A 16,053-nucleotide genomic window follows, 5' to 3' on the forward strand; every position below is an offset into this window, starting at 1 on the left:
GCTCAAGCCCGCCCGGACGCGGCTCAGCGAGGGCAGGGTCGTGACCGTGAGGAGACCAAGGCGGGGATGCCGCCGCCTTGGTGATTGTCCGCAGGCGCTACTTGCCGCCCGCGACCGCGCTCGGCTCGGGCTTCGGGTGCCGCACGTGCGGCACGTAGCGCGGGATGTAGAGCAGCAGGATTCCGGCGCCGAGCAGGGCGAGCGCGCCGATCGTGCCGGCGGCGACGGGGAGCGAGGCCACGGCCGTGAGGATCGAGACGAGCACCGGCGCGGCGGCCTGGCCGCCGTCGCCCGCGAACCGCCACGCGCTCAGGAACGGCGCAGGCCGGCTCAGCGGCGCGAGATCCGCGCCGAGCGTCATGATGATCCCGCTCCCCACCCCGTTGGCGAGCGAGAGCAGAAGCACGACGGCGACGAACCAGCCAGTGCGCCCCGGCACCTTGTGCAGGAACGAGAGCAAGACGAAGCCCGTCCCGAGGCCGAGCATGCATGGCATGACGCTCCACAGCCGGCCCCAGCGGTCCATGACGTGCCCGCTCGTGTAGAAGAGCGCGAACTCGACCCCGCCCGCGATGCCGATCACGAGCGCGGTGTTCGCCTCGCCGAGCCCGATGCTGAGCGCCCACAGCGGCAGAAGCGTGATGCGCGCCGACCTCGCCGCCCCGACGAGGGCCGCGCCGCTGCCCATCCGCAGCAGGACCGTGCGGTGCGCCCAGATCGAGGGAAGAGCCCGTGGCTCCGCTCGCGGCCGGCCCCCGCGCGCGGTGCGCCGCCGCGCGCGGGGCGGGCGCCGCCGTCGTCTGGTGCGCGGTCCGCTGGGTGATTCGCGTCCCGGTGACCGCGCTCCGGGTCCGGCAGCACGAGCAGCGACGTCGCGGCCAGCACGCAGGCCACCGCGAAGATCCAGAACGCCGATTGCGGCGTCCCCGTCGCGGTGATGACCGCGGACGCGATGAGCGGACCGACGAACCAGCCGCCGCGGAACACGCCCCCGAGCGTCGAGAGCGCCCGCGCGCGGTAGCGCAGCGGCACGCGTGTGGTCATGAACGCGTGCCGCGCGAGGGCGAACACGGCCGTCGCGAGGCCCTCGAGGAAGACCCCGACCAGGAGGACCCAGGGGTTCGGCGCAAGCAGACTCACGACGATCCCGCCCAGCGCCACGAACGCGGCCACGATCATCGACACGCGCTCGCCGAGGCGGGACACGACCCAACCGCTCGGGATGTCGCCCGCGAGGGTGCCAACGGTGACCATCGACGAGACGAGTCCGGCCAGCGCGAGCGTCGCGCCCAGGTTGTGCGCGGCGATGGGGATGATCGGCAGGATGGCGCCCTCGCCGGTCGAGAACAGGAGAGCCGGGAGGAAGACAGGCAGAGCGATCGAGCGGAACGAGAAGGTCGTGTGGTCTGCTGTCATGGCCCTCTTACCCTACGCCTCCAATCCGCACTCCCCGCCGCTCCGAATTCCTCCTGCAGGGCGGTCCGCAAGGTGCCGTCGGCGCTGGCATGTGACGGAGGGCTATGGGCGGACATGAGACAGTTGTCTTTATGCCAGACCGAGACGCCGGGGGAACCCCGGGCCCGGACATCGATGAGCTCATGGGGCGCGTGGCGCGCGGCGATCAGGACGCCTTCGGGAGCCTGTACGACGCGCTGGCACCGCTGGTCCATGGCCTCGTGCTCCGGGTCGTGAGGGACCCCGCCCAGAGCGAGGAAGTCACGCAGGAGGTGTTCCTCGAGGTTTGGCAGCAGGCCAAGCGATTCGATGCGGACCGCGGCCGTGCGCGGGCGTGGATCACCGTCATGGCGCACCGGCGGGCCGTGGACCGGGTCCGCGCCGCGCAGGCCTCCGCCGATCGCGACCTCCGCGAGGGGGTCAAGGAGTTCCGCGAGAGCTACGACGACGTCGAGCACCGCGTCGAGGTGGCGCTCGAGAGCGAGCGGGTGCACCGGGCGCTCGAATCGCTCACCGAGGTGCAGCGCGAGGCCATCCGGCTCGCCTACTACGGCGGCTACACCTACGGGGAAGTCGCCGACGCCCTGGGCCTGCCCCTCGGCACCGTGAAGACCAGAATTCGCGACGGGATGATCCGTCTGAGAGACGTGTTGGGAGTGAGCCATGGATGATCAGCTGCACCTGCTGACCGGTGCCTACGCGCTCAACGCGCTCGGCGACGAGGAGCGGCGCCGCTTCGAGCGGGACCTCCCGTTCGGCCACCCTGTCGCCGAGGAGGCGCGCGAGCTCAGCGAGACCGCCGCGCTCCTCGCCGCGGGGGCCACGCCGGTCGCCCCGCCGGGGGACCTCAAGGCGCGGCTCATGGCGCAGGTCGCCGTGACTCCGCAGCTCGAGGTCGAGACCGCGCGAGTCGAGAGTGCGCACGACGGCGCCCCCCAGCCTTCCGCTGCGCCGTCACCTCCGCAGGGTGAGCCCCGCGACAACGTGGGCCCAGGACGCTTCGGCCAGGCCCGCCGTCGTGCGTTCCCCGTCGGCAGCCGCTGGCTCGCCGCGGCCGCTGCCGCCCTGCTCGTCGCCGCGGGCGGTGCCGGGCTGTGGGGCCTGCGCGCGCAGCAGCAGCGGGACGACGCCCTCCACGAGCTGGCCGCGGCGCAGTCCGCGAGATCCGCGGTCATGGATCGGATCCTCTCGGCGCCCGACGCCAAGGTCCAGGAGGTCGCGGTGGCTGGCGGCGCGACGATGCTCATTGCGCACTCGAAGCAGGCGCAGCTCGCGGGTGTCGTGACGATCGGAATGGCCGCCGCGCCGCAGGGGCAGGACTACGAGCTGTGGCTCATCGACGCAGGCGGGACGGCGAAGGCGGCCGGCCTCGTCGCCGCGGGGGATGGTTCCACGTGGAACGAGCTCCCCGGCGGGATCGACGGCGCGGCGTATCTCGGCGTGACGGTCGAGCCCAAGGGCGGCTCTCGCCAGCCGACCACGAAGCCGATCCTGCTCGAGTCCCTGGCCTGACGCGGGTCCAATCCGGTCCAATCCGGTAGGGCGGCGGCTCCGAAGTGTCGGTGCGGGCACACCGCACCGACACGGTCGGAAGCTCCGGCGCAGGCCTGGAACTGGCTCTCCTGGTTCCGAAGGCGCAGGCCGGAAGTCAAGTTAGGAGCAGTCATGTCCACCAACGCCATCTCGCACCGCACGCCGATCCAGCTCGCCGCCATGGTGGTTGGCGCGGTCTTCCTCCTCGTCGGGATCTTGGGCTTCATTCCCGGCATCACGGCTGGGGCCATCGGCTTCGCGGGGATGGGATCTCACGCGATGCTCTTGGGCGTCTTCCAGGTCTCCGTGCTGCACAACATCGTCCATGTGCTGTTCGGCGTCGCGGGCCTCGCCCTCGGGCGCACGGCCGGCGGGGCGAAGGGCTTCCTGACGTGGGGCGGCGCGATCTACCTCGTCCTGTTCGTCTACGGCCTGTTCTTCGGCGGTGACTCCGCCGGGAACTTCGTGCCGGTCAACATGGCCGACAACATCCTCCACCTTCTCCTCGGGGTCGGCATGCTCGCGATCGGTCTCGCGCTGGGGCGCAGCGTCGCGGCAGCCCGCCGCTGAGCAGCCCTTCGCTGAGCGGCCCGCCGCTGAGCGGGGGCGGCGTTCCGTCCCGTCCGCGTTCTGCCCCGCGACGGGGTGCCCGCCGGGAGCGGCCGAGGCATGAACGCCGGAATCCGGCGGGTTTGGCTGCGGGAGGAGACGGGTTCCGTCCAGTACGCGTACTGGGCGGAACCCGTCCGTTAAGGCCCCTGATCCCAGCAACGGTAAGTGGTAACTTACTGTTCGTGGCCACTTACGGACGGCAGGACGAGGTGTGGGACGCGATGGGCGATCGCACCCGCCGTGCCATCCTCGAACGCCTCGCCGAGCATCCCTGCCCGGTGGGCGAGCTCGCAGCACAGCTTCCGGTCAGCCGCCCGGCGGTCTCCCAGCATCTGAAGGTGCTCAAGGAGAGCGGCCTCGTCAGCGATGAGACGGTCGGCACCCGAAGGGTCTACCGGCTCAACCCGGCCGGCGTGCAAGCGCTGCGGGACCAACTCGACATGTTCTGGAACCGGGCCCTGGCCAACTACGACGCGGCGGTCCGCGGCGACGCCGAGGCCGGCGGGCCCGAGAGGAACCCCGAGAGGGATCCTGAGTGGGACCCCGAGAAGGAGGAGAAATGACCCTCGCAGCAGAGACCGTGGTCCGCAAGGTGATCACCGTCGAGGCCCCGGTGGAGAAGGCGTTTGCGGTCTTCACTGAGCGGTTCGACGACATCAAGCCGCGAGACCACAACTTGCTCACCGTGCCGATCGCCGAGACGGTCTTCGAGCCGCGCGTCGGCGGGCACATCTACGACCGCGGCGAGGACGGCAGCGTGTGCCCCTGGGCCCGCGTCCTCGCCTTCGAGCCCCCGACCCGGGTCGTCTTCAGCTGGGACATCGGGCCCACGTGGCAGCTCGAGTCCGACGAGGCGAACGCGAGCGAGGTCGAGGTGCGCTTCGTCGCCGAAGGGCCCGACCGCACGAGGGTCGAGCTCGAGCATCGGAACATCGACCGCCACGGCCCCGGCTGGGAGGGCGTCTACGCTGGCGTCGACAACGAGGGCGGCTGGCCGCTCTACCTGGCCCGCTACGCCGCGCTCGTGAGCGCGTAGCTGCCAGCGCGGAGGCAAGCAGGCTCAGTAGGCCGGGCGCGCGTCAGGCGTGCTCGGCCTCGTAGCGCACCTTGATGGCGCCCCGTTTGACCTTGACCTCGAGGATCCGCACGTTCGCGAGGTCCGCGAGCGAGCGCACATGCGTCCCGCCGCACGGCTCGGCGTTGACCCCCTCGATCGTCACGGTGCGGTGGCCGCTCTCGTCCACGGTCGCACTCACGGCTCCGCCGCGCGCGAGCGCCGCGTCCATCGCGGACTGCAGCTCGGCCCGCACGGCCTCGCGCAGCTCGGGCGTCGCGAGCTCGTCCCCGTGCCCCTCGGGGTCGAAGTGGAGCCGCGCCTGGTCGGGGAAGTGGCTGTGCCCCGAATGCTTCCAGCCGCGCGCCTCGCCGAGGGCACCGAGCACGTGCCCGGCCGTGTGCAGGGCGGCGTGGAGGCGGCGCTTCGCCGGGTCCACCGAACAGACGACGGCGGCCCCCACCTCGAGCGCGGGCGCCCCCGCGAGCACCACGAGGCCGGACTCGCCGCGCGCCGGGGTGACGGGCGCGCCGTCGACCGTTCCCTCGTCGGACGGCTGGCCGCCGCCCTTCGGATGGAAGATGTTGGGGGAGACGGCCACCCACGGCAGGCCTTCGCCGTGGCCGGCGCCCGTGCCGGTGGCAATGACCGTTCCCGACGCCTCGGTCAGGTACGTGTCGGCGTAGTACGCCTGCTCCTGGCGGGGCTCGTGGCCGGGCGCCACGCTAGCCGCGCCACCGGAGGGTCATGAGGAAGCCGAGGATCGCGACACCGAAGCCCACGAGGATGTTCCAGTTGCCCAGGATCGGGAGCGGGAACTGACCCTGCGTGATGTAGAAGACGATGATCCAGAGCAGGCCCACGACCATGAGCGTGAACATCAGGTACTTGTACCACTGCGGCGTGGGGCCAGACGGCTTGGCGCTGCGTCGCTTCTTGTTGCGCGCCTTCCGCTCGGCGGCCTTCGAGCTCCTCTTCGAGAGCGTCTTGTCCGCGCTCTTGTGTGCGCGCGCCGTGGTCTCGGGCTTGTCCGGGGATTCGGGCACTGCTCCTCCTTGGGGCCGCCTTCGGCTGTGCGGGCGCCCGCTTGGTATCCTGCAAGCACCGCCGACGCGCCGGGGTGCCGCTCGCTTGACTGGTCACTGGTTCTGGTAGCCAAGTCTAGCCGCCCGGGGAGTCGGCCCAGCCCACTCCACGATTGGCCGAACATGAGCACCCGCATCCTTGTCATCGACAACTACGACTCGTTCGTCTACACGCTCGTCGGCTATCTCCAGCAGCTCGGCGCTGAGACGACCGTTGTCCGGAACGACGACGTCTCCCTCGCCGAGGCCGTCGAGCTCGCCGCGGCGCGCGACGGCGTCCTCATCTCGCCCGGGCCGGGCAACCCCGCCGAGGCCGGCGTGTGCGTCGAGCTCATCAGGTGGTGCGGCGACAACGTCAAGCCCATGCTCGGCGTCTGCCTCGGCCACCAGGCCCTCGCGGAGGCGTACGGCGGCGTCGTGACCCACGCGCCCGAGCTCATGCACGGCAAGACCTCGCTCGTCGAGCACAACGGCCGCGGCATCTTCGCCGGGGTGAAGATGCCGCTCACGGCGACGCGCTACCACTCGCTCGCAGCCGTCGCGGAGTCCATCCCGGACGTCCTCGAGGTTACGGCGCACACGCATTCCGGCGTGGTCATGGGCCTCCAGCACCGCACCGCCCCGCTCTGGGGCGTGCAGTTCCACCCCGAGAGCGTCCTCACGGAGGGCGGCTACCAGATGCTCGGGAACTGGCTCGAGTCGCTCGGCCTCGCGGGCGCGGCCGCGAAGGCGTCGACGCTGAGCCCGCTCATCCACGCCGAGGCGTAGGCCCGCGGCGAGCAGAAGACCGGCTACGGGAAGGTGATCCCGTTGCCGTTCTTCTTGTCGGTCGGTGTGGGGCTCGGCGAGGGGCTTGGCGTCGCGCTCGGCGAGGGCGAGGGCGGCGCTTGCGCCACGGAGAGCGTGACCGTCCCGCCCTGGTCGATGAGGCCGTTCGCCGCGACGCTCTGGTCCGTGACCGTCCCCGGCTGAGCGCTCGTCGAGACCACCTGGTTCACCTGAGCCGCGAGGCCGAGGGCCGCGAGGGCGGCCTTCGCGTCATCGGCCGAGCGTCCGCGGAGGTCCGGGACCACGACCTTGCCCGTCGAGATGGTCAACGTCACTTGGGCCCCGATCGGCACGGTCGTGCCCACGTCCGGCGAGACGCTGATCACGTGCCCCGCGGGCACGGTCGCACTGTTCGCCGCCTTCGACTGGTCCGCCGGCATGAGGCCGAGCGAACGCAGCGTGTCCCGAGCGCCCGCCTCCGTGTTGCCGATCACGCTCTGCGGGATGACCGCCGTCGACGGACCGGTCGAGATCTCGATGACGATCTTCGAACTCTTGGGAAGCTGCGAACCCGCTGCCGGCAGCGTGTCGATCGCGAGGCCCTTTGCGACGTCGGCGCTCGGCTTCTGCGAGAACTCGGGCTGGAGCCCCAGCTGGGTGAGCTTCGCGAACGCGTCGGTGTCCTTCATCGTCGCGACGCTCGGAACGCTCACGTAGACCACGGCGGGCGGCTGATTGAGGTACGTGTAGAGCCAGAACCCGCCGCCGCCCAGCACGAGGAGCGTCACGAGGAGGAGGACGGCAATCCAGCCGCGGTGGCGCCGCGGGCGCTCGTCGTCAGCCTCGTCCGCGTCGTCGAACCCGAGCAGGGCGTCCGCGTCCGACGGCGGCACTTGCGGGAATTCTCCCGTGTCACCGAGGTGCGGGCCGGCCGCGTGCCGGCCTGCCTCGCCGTTCGCCCCAGCCCCCGCGGCCGCGACAAGGCCCGCGCCCGCAGCGGCGACGGCCATCGCCTCAGTCGCGTCCCCGCCGTCGTCCGCGGGTTCCGCCGCGGGGAGCGCGCGCCCTGCGCCGGCGGCTCGGAGCGCGCGCCGGAAGGCGCCCGCGTCCTGGAAGCGGTGGTCCGGGTCCTTCTGGAGCGAACGGTCGAGGACGCTCTGCACGGCGTCCGTGACGTCGGGGTTGAACTCGCGGGCCTTGGGCGCCTCGACCTGCACGTGCTGGTACGCCACCGAGACTGGCGATTCGCCCAAGAACGGCGGGCGGCCCGTGAGGAGCTCGTAGAGGAGGCAGCCGGTCGAATAGAGGTCGCTGCGCGAATCCACGGTGAGGCCCTGGGCCTGCTCCGGCGAGAGGTACTGCGCGGTCCCGACCACGGCTTGCGTCTGGGTCATGGTGGCGCCGGACTCGGCCGCGGCCCGCGCGATCCCGAAGTCCATGACCTTCACGGTCCCGGTCTCGTCCACCACCATGACGTTCGCGGGCTTGATGTCGCGGTGCACGATCCCCGCGCGGTGGCTGTACTCAAGCGCCGAGAGGACGCCCTGGACGTACTCGAGCGCCTTCTCCTGCGTGACCGAGCCCTCATGCACGAACTCGCGGAGGGTCTTGCCCTCCACGAGCTCCATGACCATGAACGGCACCTCGACGGATGCCGGGTTCAGCGGGTCGGGTCCCCGCTCGCCGGTGTCGTACACCGCCACGATGTTCGGATGGTTGAGCGCCGCGACGGACTGCCCCTCGCGCTCGAACCGCACGCGCAGCTGACGGTCGCGGGCCATGTCCGGGCGCAGCATCTTGACCGCCACCGTGCGGCCCAGGCGCGTGTCCTGGGCCTCGAAGACGTCCGCCATACCGCCTCGCCCCAGGAGGCGGCCCAGCACGTAGCGCCCCGAGAGGACGACGGGCTGTGGCATGGGCTCGTCCTCTCGTTGCAGCTGCGTGTGGGTGGTGTGCGTCATGTCCTCACTTCCAGGGCTCGTCCAACTAGTGTCGCCCTACTTGGTGGCCGAAGGCGTGGAGGTTGGCCCTCTTGAGGGTGTCGTGGCTTGGGTCGGCGTCGGCGTTGCCGTCGGGGCGTTGACGATCGCGTACGTGACCGTGACCGCCGTCCCCACGGGGAGGCGTCCGGTCGGGGACAGCGAGAGCACGGCGCCCATGATGCCCTGCGACTGCTGGACCGGGTTGAGCTGAACTTGGAGCCCGAGGTTCTCGAGCTCCTGCTGGACCTCGGTGTAGTTCCGGCCCACGTAGTTCGACGCGACGACGTTCACGGAGCTCGGGACGGAGGGCGCCGAGACCGTGGGCGTCGGGGTCGCGCTCGGGGTCGTCGGGGACGGCGTCGGGGCCGACGACGTCGTGGCCGTCTGCGCGGGGGCGGGCGAGAAGAGGCCCGAGTTGCTGAGCCAGATGCCGAGCAGCACGAAGAGCAGGAGCAGCACGAGGGCCACGAGCGGCCACGTGAGCGCGCTGCGCTTCTTGCGGCGCTGCTCGGGGATCTCCTCCTCCTCATCGACCCCCGCATACCATGGCGAGCCGCCGTCCGGGTGGTCGCCCTGGATCGACGAGGCGCCGTGGTCGCCGTGCCCCATGACCGGGAGCGCGGCGGTTGACGGCGACGACGCGTGCGCCGCCTGGGCGCCGGCCGCGGCCGCCCCGATCCCGCCAGCGAGGGCGGCACCGCCGACGACGGCGGTCGGCGCGGTCTGCCCGCGCGCGGCCTGCTGGCTGATGGGCTGGGTCGAATCGTCGTGGAGGAGCATGCCGGGGACGGCGGCCTGCGCGGCGCGGATGTCCCCGCGGCGGATCGCCTCGGAGGCCTCCGCGAGCTTGATCGAGTTGGCCGGGCGGTTCCGGGGATCCTTCGAGAGCATCGACATGAGCAGGGCGCGGACCGGGGCGGGGACCTGCTCGGGAAGCGGCGGCGGCGCGTCGTTGACCTGGGCGAGCGCGATCGCGATCTGGCTCTCGCCCGAGAACGGCCGGTGGCCCGTGAGGCACTCGTAGCCGATCACGCCGAGCGAGTAGATGTCGCTCGAGCCCGTGGCCTGCTGGCCCGTGGCCTGCTCGGGCGCGAGGTACTGGGCCGTGCCCATGACCTGACCGGTCTGGGTGAGCGGCACCTGGTCCGCGAGGCGCGCGATGCCGAAGTCCGTGACTTTGACCCGGTTGTCCGGCGTGATGAGCAGGTTGCCGGGCTTGATGTCGCGGTGCACGAGGCCGCGCGCGTGCGCGACGGCGAGGGCGCGCGCCGTCTGGGCCATGATGTTGAGCGTGCGGTCGGGGGAGAGCACCTTCTCTCGCTCGAGGATCGAGCTCAGCGGCTCCCCGGGCACGAGCTCCATGACGAGGTAGGCGGAGCCGCTGTCCTCGCCGTAGTCGAAGACGTTGGCGATGCCGGGATGGTTGAGCAGCGCCGTGTGCTGGGCCTCGTTGCGGAACCGCTGGAGGAAGCCGGGATCGCCCGCGTACTCCTCCTTGAGGATCTTGATCGCGACGTTCCGCCCCAGTACCTCGTCGCGGGCGTTCCACACTTCGCCCATGCCACCGATGGCGATCCGGCTCTCCAGGTGGTACCTGCCGCCCAAGGTGATGCCCGACGTCGGTCTCACTTCTTCAACACCGCCTCAAAGATCTTGCTCGCGCTTGGACTGGTCAGTTTGGCGCCGGTCGCAACGTCGACGCCCTCCATCACGATGGTCACCTGCACCTGCGGATTGTCCGCTGGGGCAAAGCCGGTGAACCACGAGTTGTTGAGGCCGCTCGTGCCGAGCTCGGCCGTTCCGGTCTTGCCGGCCACCTGCACGCCCGGCACCGCGGCGCCCTTGGCGATGCCGTTCGAGACCACGTCGGTCATCCATTCCGTGATCTGCCGGGCGATGTCCGGCGTCGTCGACGTCCGGAGCACCTCGGGCTTCGGCTCGTCGACCACCCGGAGGTCGGGCGCGCGCACCGTCTTGACGAGCGAGGGCTTCATCTGGACGCCGCCGTTCGCGATCGCGTCGGTCATGAGCGCGATCTGCAGGGGAGAGGCGGTCGTGTTGAACTGCCCGATCGACGCCTGCGCGAGCTGCGACTGGTCGAGATTCTTGGGCCACACGCCGCTCTGGTACTCGAGGTGCAGGAGGTTCCCGGCGTCTTGGCCGAAGCCGAACGCGGCCGCCTGCTTCCCGATCGCGTCCTGCCCGAGGTCGAGCGCGATCGACGCGAACGGCGTGTTGCAGGACTGCTCGAGCGCGAACGCGAAGCTCGCCTGGTTCTGCGTGTAGCAGTTGCCGCCCGCGTAGTTCGGAAGCTTCGCGGTGCTCCCGGGCAGCGTCATCTCCGCGGGGTTCGGAAGGACGCTGTCCTTGTTGTACTTGCCGGACGCGAGCGCGGCGGCGGTGTCGACGAGCTTGAAGACCGAGCCGGGCGCGAGCAGCGCACCGGTGGGCCCGCTCACGTTCTGGAAGAGGTTGATGCCCTTGATGCCCTGGAGCTTCGTCATGGCCGCCTGCGCGGCGGCCTGATCGTGGGTGGCGATCTGGTTGGGGTCGTAGCTCGGCTTCGACGCCATGGCGATGATCGCGCCGGTCTTCGGGTTGGTGACCACGATCGAGCCGCGCTGCCCGTCCGGGATGAGGCTGTACGCGAGCTTCTGGATCGCGGGGTCGATCGTGAGTTCGACCGACGCGCCCTGCGGCTGCTGGCCGAGGAACAGCTGCTTGATCCGGTCGAGGAGGAGCTGGTCGGACTGCCCCGTGAGCGCCGCGTTGACGCTCTTCTCGAGACCCGTCGAGCCGAAGATGTTCGAGTAGAAGCCCGTGAGGCCCGCGTAGAGCTCGGGCTGGAGGTACTGGCGCTGGAACTTGCAGCTCTCCGAGCCGCTCGCCACCGACTGCACGATCGGCTGCCCGCCCACCACGATCGTTCCGCGGTCTTGGCAGAACGTCTGGAGGATCGCGCGGTTGTTCCACTGGTTGGACGTCAGATCGTCGGCGCCCACCACTTGGACATAGCTGATCGAGCCGAGGATGAGGGCAAACATCGCGGCGATGGCCACCCATGCGTTTCTGATGGCCTGATTCACTGCTTCACCACCTGGGTCTTGGTCGTCTCCGTCGCGCTGCGGCGACCGGACGACGGCGGGACGGAGGGCGTCTCGTGAAGGGTGCTGGTGGCGAGCGGCCCGGGGGCCTCGTCCGGAGAAAAGGGCGTCGTGTCCACGGGCCGGCGGGCGGCGTTGGAGATCACGAGGACAAGGGCCACGATGATCCAGTTGGCCAGGAGCGACGAGCCGCCGGCCGCGAGGAACGGCGTCGTGAGGCCCGTGAGCGGGATGAGGCGGGTCACGCCGCCGATCACCACGAAGCACTGGAGCCCGATCCCGGCGGACAGGCCGCACGCGAGGAGCTTGCCGAACGCGTCCCGGGCGCCGATCGCGGCGCGCATGCCGCGCGTCACGAGGAGCGCGTACAGAACGACGATCGCGAACAGGCCCACGAGGCCGAGCTCCTCGCCGAACGCCGCGATGATCATGTCCGAGTGCGCGAACGGCACGAGGTCCGGCCGGCCCTGGCCCATGCCAGTGCCGATGAGCCCGCCGTTGGCCATGCCGAACAGGCCCTGGACGATCTGGTAGCTTCCGCCGTACTGGCGGCCGAAGACCTCGGGGTCGAACGCGTTGATCCAGCCGTCGATGCGCAGCCGGATGTGCGGGAAGATGAGGCTCGATGCCATGGCTCCGGCGAACATGAGCAGGACCCCGAGGATCGCCCAGCTCGCGCGGCTAGTGGCCACATAGATCATCGAGATGAAGATCCCGAAGAACAGGATCGACATGCCGAGATCGTGCTGGAAGATGAGGATTCCGATGCTCGCGAGCCACGCGACGACCATCGGTCCGAGGTCCCTGAAGCGCGGGAGCTGGAGCTTCCCGAGGCGGCGCCCCGCGAGCAGGATAAGGTCGCGGTTCGTCGAGAGGTAGCCGGCGAAGAAGACGCCGATCGTGATCTTCGCGACCTCGCCCGGCTGGAACGAGGCCGGGCCGATCCGGATCCACACCTGCGCGCCGTTGACGTCCCCCGCCGTGATGCCTGGGACGAGCGGCAGCACGAGCAGCACGGCGCTCAGAATGAGCGAGATGTACGTGAAGCGGCGGAGCATGCGGTGGTCCTTGAGGAACAGGATGACGCCGATCGCGAGCCCCATTCCAATGATCGTCCAGCGGGCCTGCGCGTCCCCGTAGTCCGTCACCGGCGAGGCCGTGATGTCGAGCCGGTGGATCATCGCGACCCCGAGGCCGTTGAGCGCCACGACGATCGGCAGGATGAGCGGGTCCGCGTACTTCGCGCGGAAGCGGAGCGCGACGTGCACGGCGAGCGACGCGGCGCACACGATTCCGGTCTGCATCCAGAAGTCGCTCCCGAGGCTCAGGCCCTGGTTGATCGACGTCATGGCGTTCGCGCCGTTGCCCACGGCGAGGGCGAGGACCAACAGGACGAGCTCGATGTTGCGCCGCGGCCGGGCGGCGGCTTCGACTGCGCTCACTACTGGCCTCCCAAGCACGGGTTGGTGGGCGACGGGCTTCCGGACGGCCGCGGTGAGGAGGGCGCCGTCGACGGGCTCGGCGGCGACGGGCTCGGCGTCGGGACCGCGCTGGCCGAGGGGACGGCGCTGGGCGACGCGGACGCGCCGGGCGTGGGCGCGGACGACGGCGCGTTGAGGCAGGTCTGCGGGTTGGTCCGGATGGACGCAACGATCTCCTGGGCTTCCGAGAGGCTGTTCGCGGGGATGCCCGCGCGGAGCTTCTGCTGCTGGAAGTCGGGGAGCGAGCTCATCGTGATGTCGGTGGTCGAGGCCACCTTCGAGAGCGAGATGGGGCCCAGAGTCTGGGAGATGCCGTTGTAGATGGCCACGCGGTCTCCCGACGCGCCCACGTAGTACCGGGTCTGCGTCCACGCGTATCCGAACCACAGGCCCAGGAGGATCGCGATCGCCACGATGGCCCCCAGGATGAGGCGGAACCACCTGCGCACGCGGCGGCGGGTGAGCTCCGTCTCCGATTCGGTCTCCGTCTCCTCGGCCTCGACGTCGGCGTCCGAGGCGCGGTGGGTGAGGAGCGCGGCGGCGCGCCGGGCGGCCGTGCGGCTCGCGACTGAGGGGAGGGAGCCGCTCTCGGCCGCGGCAGCGGCGGCGCCCACGAGTTCGTGCGGGCGGCTGTCGAGCTCCCGGCGCAGCACCTCCGCCGAGAGATGCGCGCCGAGGTTCGGGTCCGTCGGGAGTTCCAGCCGCGGCTCGCCCGGCTCCCGGGGCGGCAGCGGCGGAAGGTCCGGGGCGCCCGCGCACGATCCCGCCCGCGGCGCCTGGCGAGGCCGAAGCGTGCGGCGGCTTCCCGCCGTCGTGCGCGCCATCGCTGCCCGACGGCGCGGGCGCGGCCGACGACGGCGACTCCGCGCGAGCGGCCGACGAGACGGGCGTGCGCGCGGCGGCGGAGGCCGTGATCGAGGCGGCCGCGGTGGGCGAGGAGACGGGCTGCTCGTCGTCATCGCCGGCGGTCGTCACGATGTCGGCGACCACGACCGTCACGTTGTCCGGGGCGCCCGCGGCCAGCGTGAGCGCGATGAGGCGATCAGCGCACTCGCCCACGTCCTCGAAGTTCTTGACCGTATGCTCCACGATCTCGTGCGGAACGTAGTTGAGGCCGTCCGAGCACAGGAGCCAGCGCTCGCCCTCGCCGACGTCGAACGAGGTGAGGTCGAGCTCGGGGCTCGCGTCGACGTCGCCCAGGACCCGCATGAGCACGTTCTTGTGGGGGTGGGTCTCCGCCTCCTCGGGGCGGAGCCGGCCCTCGCTGATGAGGCGCTGCACGAACGTGTGGTCCACGCTCATCTGCTCGAAGGTGGCGCCACGCAGGCGGTAGGCGCGGGAATCGCCGATGTGGGCGAACGCGAGCTTCGAGCCGTTGAGCAGAAGCGCCGTGACGGTGGTGCCCATGCCCGCGAGCTTCGGATTGGCGGCGACGAGCTCGGAGAGGAGCGAGTTCGCGGTCTGGATCTCGTCCGCGAGGACCGTGCCAGCGTCCCCCGCGTAGCCGCTGTGGTCGAGGTGAACGAGGTCGAGCACCGTGGACGCGCTCGCGACGTCGCCGCCCGCGTGACCGCCCATGCCGTCCGCGACGACGGCAAGATGACGGCCCGCGTAGGCGGAGTCGTCATTCTTGGCGCGCAGCCTGCCCACATCGGAGCGAGCCGCGTACCGCAGGATCAGCTGAGTGTCCGGCAAGTTCAGGGCCTCAGCTCGATCACAGTCTTGCCGATCCGGATCGGCGCGTTGAGGTCCACCGGCTGTGCACGGGTGAGCTGGCGGTCAGCGAGATACGTGCCGTTCGTCGAGCCGAGGTCCTCGATGAACCAGCGGCTGCCCTGGGGGAAGAGGCGGGCGTGGCGGCCGGACGCGTAATCGTCCTCGAGCACGAGCGTGGCCTCCTGCGCGCGGCCCAGGAGAATGGGGCTCTCGCCGAGCGGCATGCTCGTTCCCGCGAGCGGACCCTCGACGACCACAAGGTGATGGGCCTGCTGCCGCGCGGGCGGCTCGGCGAGTTCGGGGTTCTTGCGGACCTGGCGCGCGGTCGGCGCACCCGTCTTGTTCCGGCGCCCCACCGCAAGGTCTCGGCGCATCGCTCCCACGACGCTGAAAACGAGCACCCACATGAGGACGAGGAAGCCGAGGCGCAGGACGGTGAGCGTCAGTTCGTTCACGCAGTTCCTCCCAGTGGGGCCGGCAGCATGCGGAAGGTGATGCGCGTGCGGCCCATGCTGATCACCGAGCCGTCCAGGAGTTCGGCGGTGCCGTTCACGCGTTCGCCATTGACGTAGCTTCCGTTCGTCGAGCCGAGGTCCACCGCGTAGAAGCGGCCCTGACTCTGACGGATCTCGATGTGTCGGCGCGACACGCCCGTGTCATCGACCACGATGTCCGCCTCCGAGGAGCGGCCCAGCACGATCGAGTCGGCGTTGAGCGAGTAGCGCTGGCCGTCGATCTCGAGGACGGGGTGGAGGTGCACCGGGCGGCGGGGCGGGGCAGATGGGGCGGGCGGGGCCGAGGGGACCCGAGGACGGCCCGGGGCCGCGGGGGACTCGCCCTTGTCCGAGCGCGCAGTGACCTCGAAAGTGCCGGGCTTGAGTTCGCCGTCGTGCTTGAAGGAGAAGCGCACCGGCCCCTGGAGGGTATAGCCCTGGGAGCGAGCGTGCTGGACGGCGACGTCGCACAGCTCCTCGGCAAGCGGCTGCCCCCATTGCTGGACTCGGTCGAAGTCGGTGTCGCCGAGGCGCGCCTCGAAGACGTTGGGCGCGAGCGTGCGTCCTTGAGAAATCGAAATGGCCTGGCCGTCCATGACGCGGCGCAGCCGGCTCGCAATCTCGACGGGCTGAACTTGGGCGTTGGAGCCCCTTGAGAAGACGCCGTGCACAGCCTTCTCGATACCGAGCTCGAGGCGATCGAGCAGTCCCATGGCCGTCCTCCTCTCTCGGTTGCCGTCCGGCAGGGGGCGCGGCGCTGCATGGGTGG

General features: G+C 70.8%; 17 protein-coding genes and 2 pseudogenes. 7 read left to right on the forward strand and 12 right to left on the reverse strand.

The features are described from left to right. Nucleotides 1-97: 97 nt before the first annotated feature. A complete protein-coding gene (locus ACOKR1_RS00365) occupies nucleotides 98-973 on the reverse strand; it encodes an MFS transporter (protein WP_422936705.1) in 876 nt (291 codons plus the stop codon). Further along, a pseudogene (locus tag ACOKR1_RS00370) lies at nucleotides 886-1,416 on the reverse strand (MFS transporter); the annotation flags it as partial. The pseudogene ACOKR1_RS00370 and the gene ACOKR1_RS00365, both read right to left, overlap by 88 nt. A 131-nt stretch (nucleotides 1,417-1,547) precedes the next feature. On the opposite strand from ACOKR1_RS00370, the gene sigK reads away from it, so the two are divergent. The 5 genes from sigK (at nucleotide 1,548) to ACOKR1_RS00395 (ending at nucleotide 4,636) form a co-directional block, all read left to right on the forward strand. Beyond that, the gene (gene sigK, locus ACOKR1_RS00375; RefSeq protein ID WP_422934822.1) at nucleotides 1,548-2,126 is read left to right on the forward strand and encodes an ECF RNA polymerase sigma factor SigK; all 579 of its coding nucleotides are present in this window, start codon (nucleotides 1,548-1,550) and stop codon (nucleotides 2,124-2,126) included. Then, a complete protein-coding gene (locus ACOKR1_RS00380) occupies nucleotides 2,119-2,967 on the forward strand; it encodes an anti-sigma factor domain-containing protein (RefSeq protein WP_422934823.1) in 849 nt (282 codons plus the stop codon). The genes sigK and ACOKR1_RS00380 overlap by 8 nt, the downstream gene beginning before the upstream one ends. Nucleotides 2,968-3,120: 153 nt before the next feature. Continuing rightward, nucleotides 3,121-3,558 (forward strand): DUF4383 domain-containing protein, encoded by a 438-nt coding sequence (locus ACOKR1_RS00385; protein ID WP_422934824.1) that lies wholly within the window; start codon nucleotides 3,121-3,123, stop codon nucleotides 3,556-3,558. A gap of 224 nt (nucleotides 3,559-3,782) precedes the next feature. Then, nucleotides 3,783-4,163 carry an ArsR/SmtB family transcription factor gene (locus ACOKR1_RS00390; RefSeq protein ID WP_422934825.1) on the forward strand — a complete coding sequence of 127 codons (381 nt, stop codon included), beginning with the start codon at nucleotides 3,783-3,785 and terminating at the stop codon, nucleotides 4,161-4,163. Continuing rightward, complete coding sequence (locus ACOKR1_RS00395; RefSeq protein ID WP_422934826.1) at nucleotides 4,160-4,636, forward strand: SRPBCC family protein; 477 nt, start codon at nucleotides 4,160-4,162, stop codon at nucleotides 4,634-4,636. Before ACOKR1_RS00390 ends, ACOKR1_RS00395 begins: the two co-directional genes overlap by 4 nt. A 43-nt stretch (nucleotides 4,637-4,679) precedes the next feature. Here the strand turns inward: ACOKR1_RS00395 and ACOKR1_RS00400 are convergent, their stop codons facing one another. Together ACOKR1_RS00400 and ACOKR1_RS00405 are read right to left on the reverse strand one after the other, a co-directional pair. Further along, nucleotides 4,680-5,378, reverse strand: coding sequence for a hypothetical protein (locus tag ACOKR1_RS00400; RefSeq protein WP_422934827.1), 699 nt, complete (start codon nucleotides 5,376-5,378; stop codon nucleotides 4,680-4,682). A gap of 1 nt (nucleotide 5,379) precedes the next feature. Further along, the gene (locus tag ACOKR1_RS00405; protein ID WP_422934828.1) at nucleotides 5,380-5,700 is read right to left on the reverse strand and encodes a cell division protein CrgA; all 321 of its coding nucleotides are present in this window, start codon (nucleotides 5,698-5,700) and stop codon (nucleotides 5,380-5,382) included. Nucleotides 5,701-5,862: 162 nt separating this feature from the next. On the opposite strand from ACOKR1_RS00405, the gene ACOKR1_RS00410 reads away from it, so the two are divergent. Continuing rightward, entirely contained in the window at nucleotides 5,863-6,507 is a 645-nt protein-coding gene (locus ACOKR1_RS00410) for an anthranilate synthase component II (protein WP_422934829.1), read from the forward strand. A 23-nt stretch (nucleotides 6,508-6,530) separates the two neighbouring features. On the opposite strand, the gene pknB is transcribed toward ACOKR1_RS00410, so the two are convergent. From pknB to ACOKR1_RS00435, 5 genes are all read right to left on the reverse strand, one after another. Then, nucleotides 6,531-8,423 (reverse strand): Stk1 family PASTA domain-containing Ser/Thr kinase, encoded by a 1,893-nt coding sequence (pknB, locus tag ACOKR1_RS00415; RefSeq protein WP_422934830.1) that lies wholly within the window; start codon nucleotides 8,421-8,423, stop codon nucleotides 6,531-6,533. A gap of 81 nt (nucleotides 8,424-8,504) precedes the next feature. Next, the gene (locus tag ACOKR1_RS00420; RefSeq protein WP_422934831.1) at nucleotides 8,505-10,118 is read right to left on the reverse strand and encodes a serine/threonine protein kinase; all 1,614 of its coding nucleotides are present in this window, start codon (nucleotides 10,116-10,118) and stop codon (nucleotides 8,505-8,507) included. Beyond that, nucleotides 10,115-11,575 carry a peptidoglycan D,D-transpeptidase FtsI family protein gene (locus ACOKR1_RS00425; RefSeq protein WP_422934832.1) on the reverse strand — a complete coding sequence of 487 codons (1,461 nt, stop codon included), beginning with the start codon at nucleotides 11,573-11,575 and terminating at the stop codon, nucleotides 10,115-10,117. The genes ACOKR1_RS00420 and ACOKR1_RS00425 overlap by 4 nt, the downstream gene beginning before the upstream one ends. Further along, nucleotides 11,572-13,035, reverse strand: coding sequence for an FtsW/RodA/SpoVE family cell cycle protein (locus ACOKR1_RS00430; RefSeq protein ID WP_422936706.1), 1,464 nt, complete (start codon nucleotides 13,033-13,035; stop codon nucleotides 11,572-11,574). The genes ACOKR1_RS00425 and ACOKR1_RS00430 overlap by 4 nt, the downstream gene beginning before the upstream one ends. Further along, nucleotides 13,035-13,898, reverse strand: coding sequence for a BofC C-terminal domain-containing protein (locus ACOKR1_RS00435; protein ID WP_422936707.1), 864 nt, complete (start codon nucleotides 13,896-13,898; stop codon nucleotides 13,035-13,037). The genes ACOKR1_RS00430 and ACOKR1_RS00435 overlap by 1 nt, the downstream gene beginning before the upstream one ends. A 65-nt stretch (nucleotides 13,899-13,963) precedes the next feature. Here ACOKR1_RS00435 and ACOKR1_RS00440 point away from each other — a divergent pair, with 65 nt between their 5' ends. Continuing rightward, a complete protein-coding gene (locus ACOKR1_RS00440) occupies nucleotides 13,964-14,182 on the forward strand; it encodes a hypothetical protein (protein WP_422936729.1) in 219 nt (72 codons plus the stop codon). A 53-nt stretch (nucleotides 14,183-14,235) separates the two neighbouring features. Here the strand turns inward: ACOKR1_RS00440 and ACOKR1_RS00445 are convergent. The 3 genes and pseudogenes from ACOKR1_RS00445 to ACOKR1_RS00455 form a co-directional block, all read right to left on the reverse strand. Beyond that, a pseudogene (locus ACOKR1_RS00445) lies at nucleotides 14,236-14,652 on the reverse strand (PP2C family protein-serine/threonine phosphatase); the annotation flags it as partial. Nucleotides 14,653-14,771: 119 nt separating this feature from the next. Continuing rightward, nucleotides 14,772-15,245, reverse strand: a complete 474-nt coding sequence (locus ACOKR1_RS00450; RefSeq protein WP_415856584.1) for an FHA domain-containing protein FhaB/FipA — start codon at nucleotides 15,243-15,245, stop codon at nucleotides 14,772-14,774. Continuing rightward, a complete protein-coding gene (locus ACOKR1_RS00455; RefSeq protein WP_422934833.1) occupies nucleotides 15,242-15,997 on the reverse strand; it encodes an FhaA domain-containing protein in 756 nt (251 codons plus the stop codon). The genes ACOKR1_RS00450 and ACOKR1_RS00455 overlap by 4 nt, the downstream gene beginning before the upstream one ends. Nucleotides 15,998-16,053: the final 56 nt, after the last annotated feature.

This window comes from Sinomonas sp. P47F7 (assembly GCF_049332655.1).
Taxonomy (GTDB): domain Bacteria; phylum Actinomycetota; class Actinomycetes; order Actinomycetales; family Micrococcaceae; genus Sinomonas.

What these genes read in the sequence shown, in the direction of transcription:
- ACOKR1_RS00435 (WP_422936707.1), bottom strand. Translation starts at nt 13,898, where the DNA reads ATGGCGCGCACGACGGCGGGAAGCCGCCGCACGCTTCGGCCTCGCCAG.
- ACOKR1_RS00395 (WP_422934826.1), top strand. Translation starts at nt 4,160, where the DNA reads ATGACCCTCGCAGCAGAGACCGTGGTCCGCAAGGTGATCACCGTCGAG.
- sigK (WP_422934822.1), top strand. Translation starts at nt 1,548, where the DNA reads ATGCCAGACCGAGACGCCGGGGGAACCCCGGGCCCGGACATCGATGAG.
- ACOKR1_RS00455 (WP_422934833.1), bottom strand. Translation starts at nt 15,997, where the DNA reads ATGGGACTGCTCGATCGCCTCGAGCTCGGTATCGAGAAGGCTGTGCAC.
- ACOKR1_RS00380 (WP_422934823.1), top strand. Translation starts at nt 2,119, where the DNA reads ATGGATGATCAGCTGCACCTGCTGACCGGTGCCTACGCGCTCAACGCG.
- ACOKR1_RS00410 (WP_422934829.1), top strand. Translation starts at nt 5,863, where the DNA reads ATGAGCACCCGCATCCTTGTCATCGACAACTACGACTCGTTCGTCTAC.
- pknB (WP_422934830.1), bottom strand. Translation starts at nt 8,423, where the DNA reads ATGCCACAGCCCGTCGTCCTCTCGGGGCGCTACGTGCTGGGCCGCCTC.
- ACOKR1_RS00385 (WP_422934824.1), top strand. Translation starts at nt 3,121, where the DNA reads ATGTCCACCAACGCCATCTCGCACCGCACGCCGATCCAGCTCGCCGCC.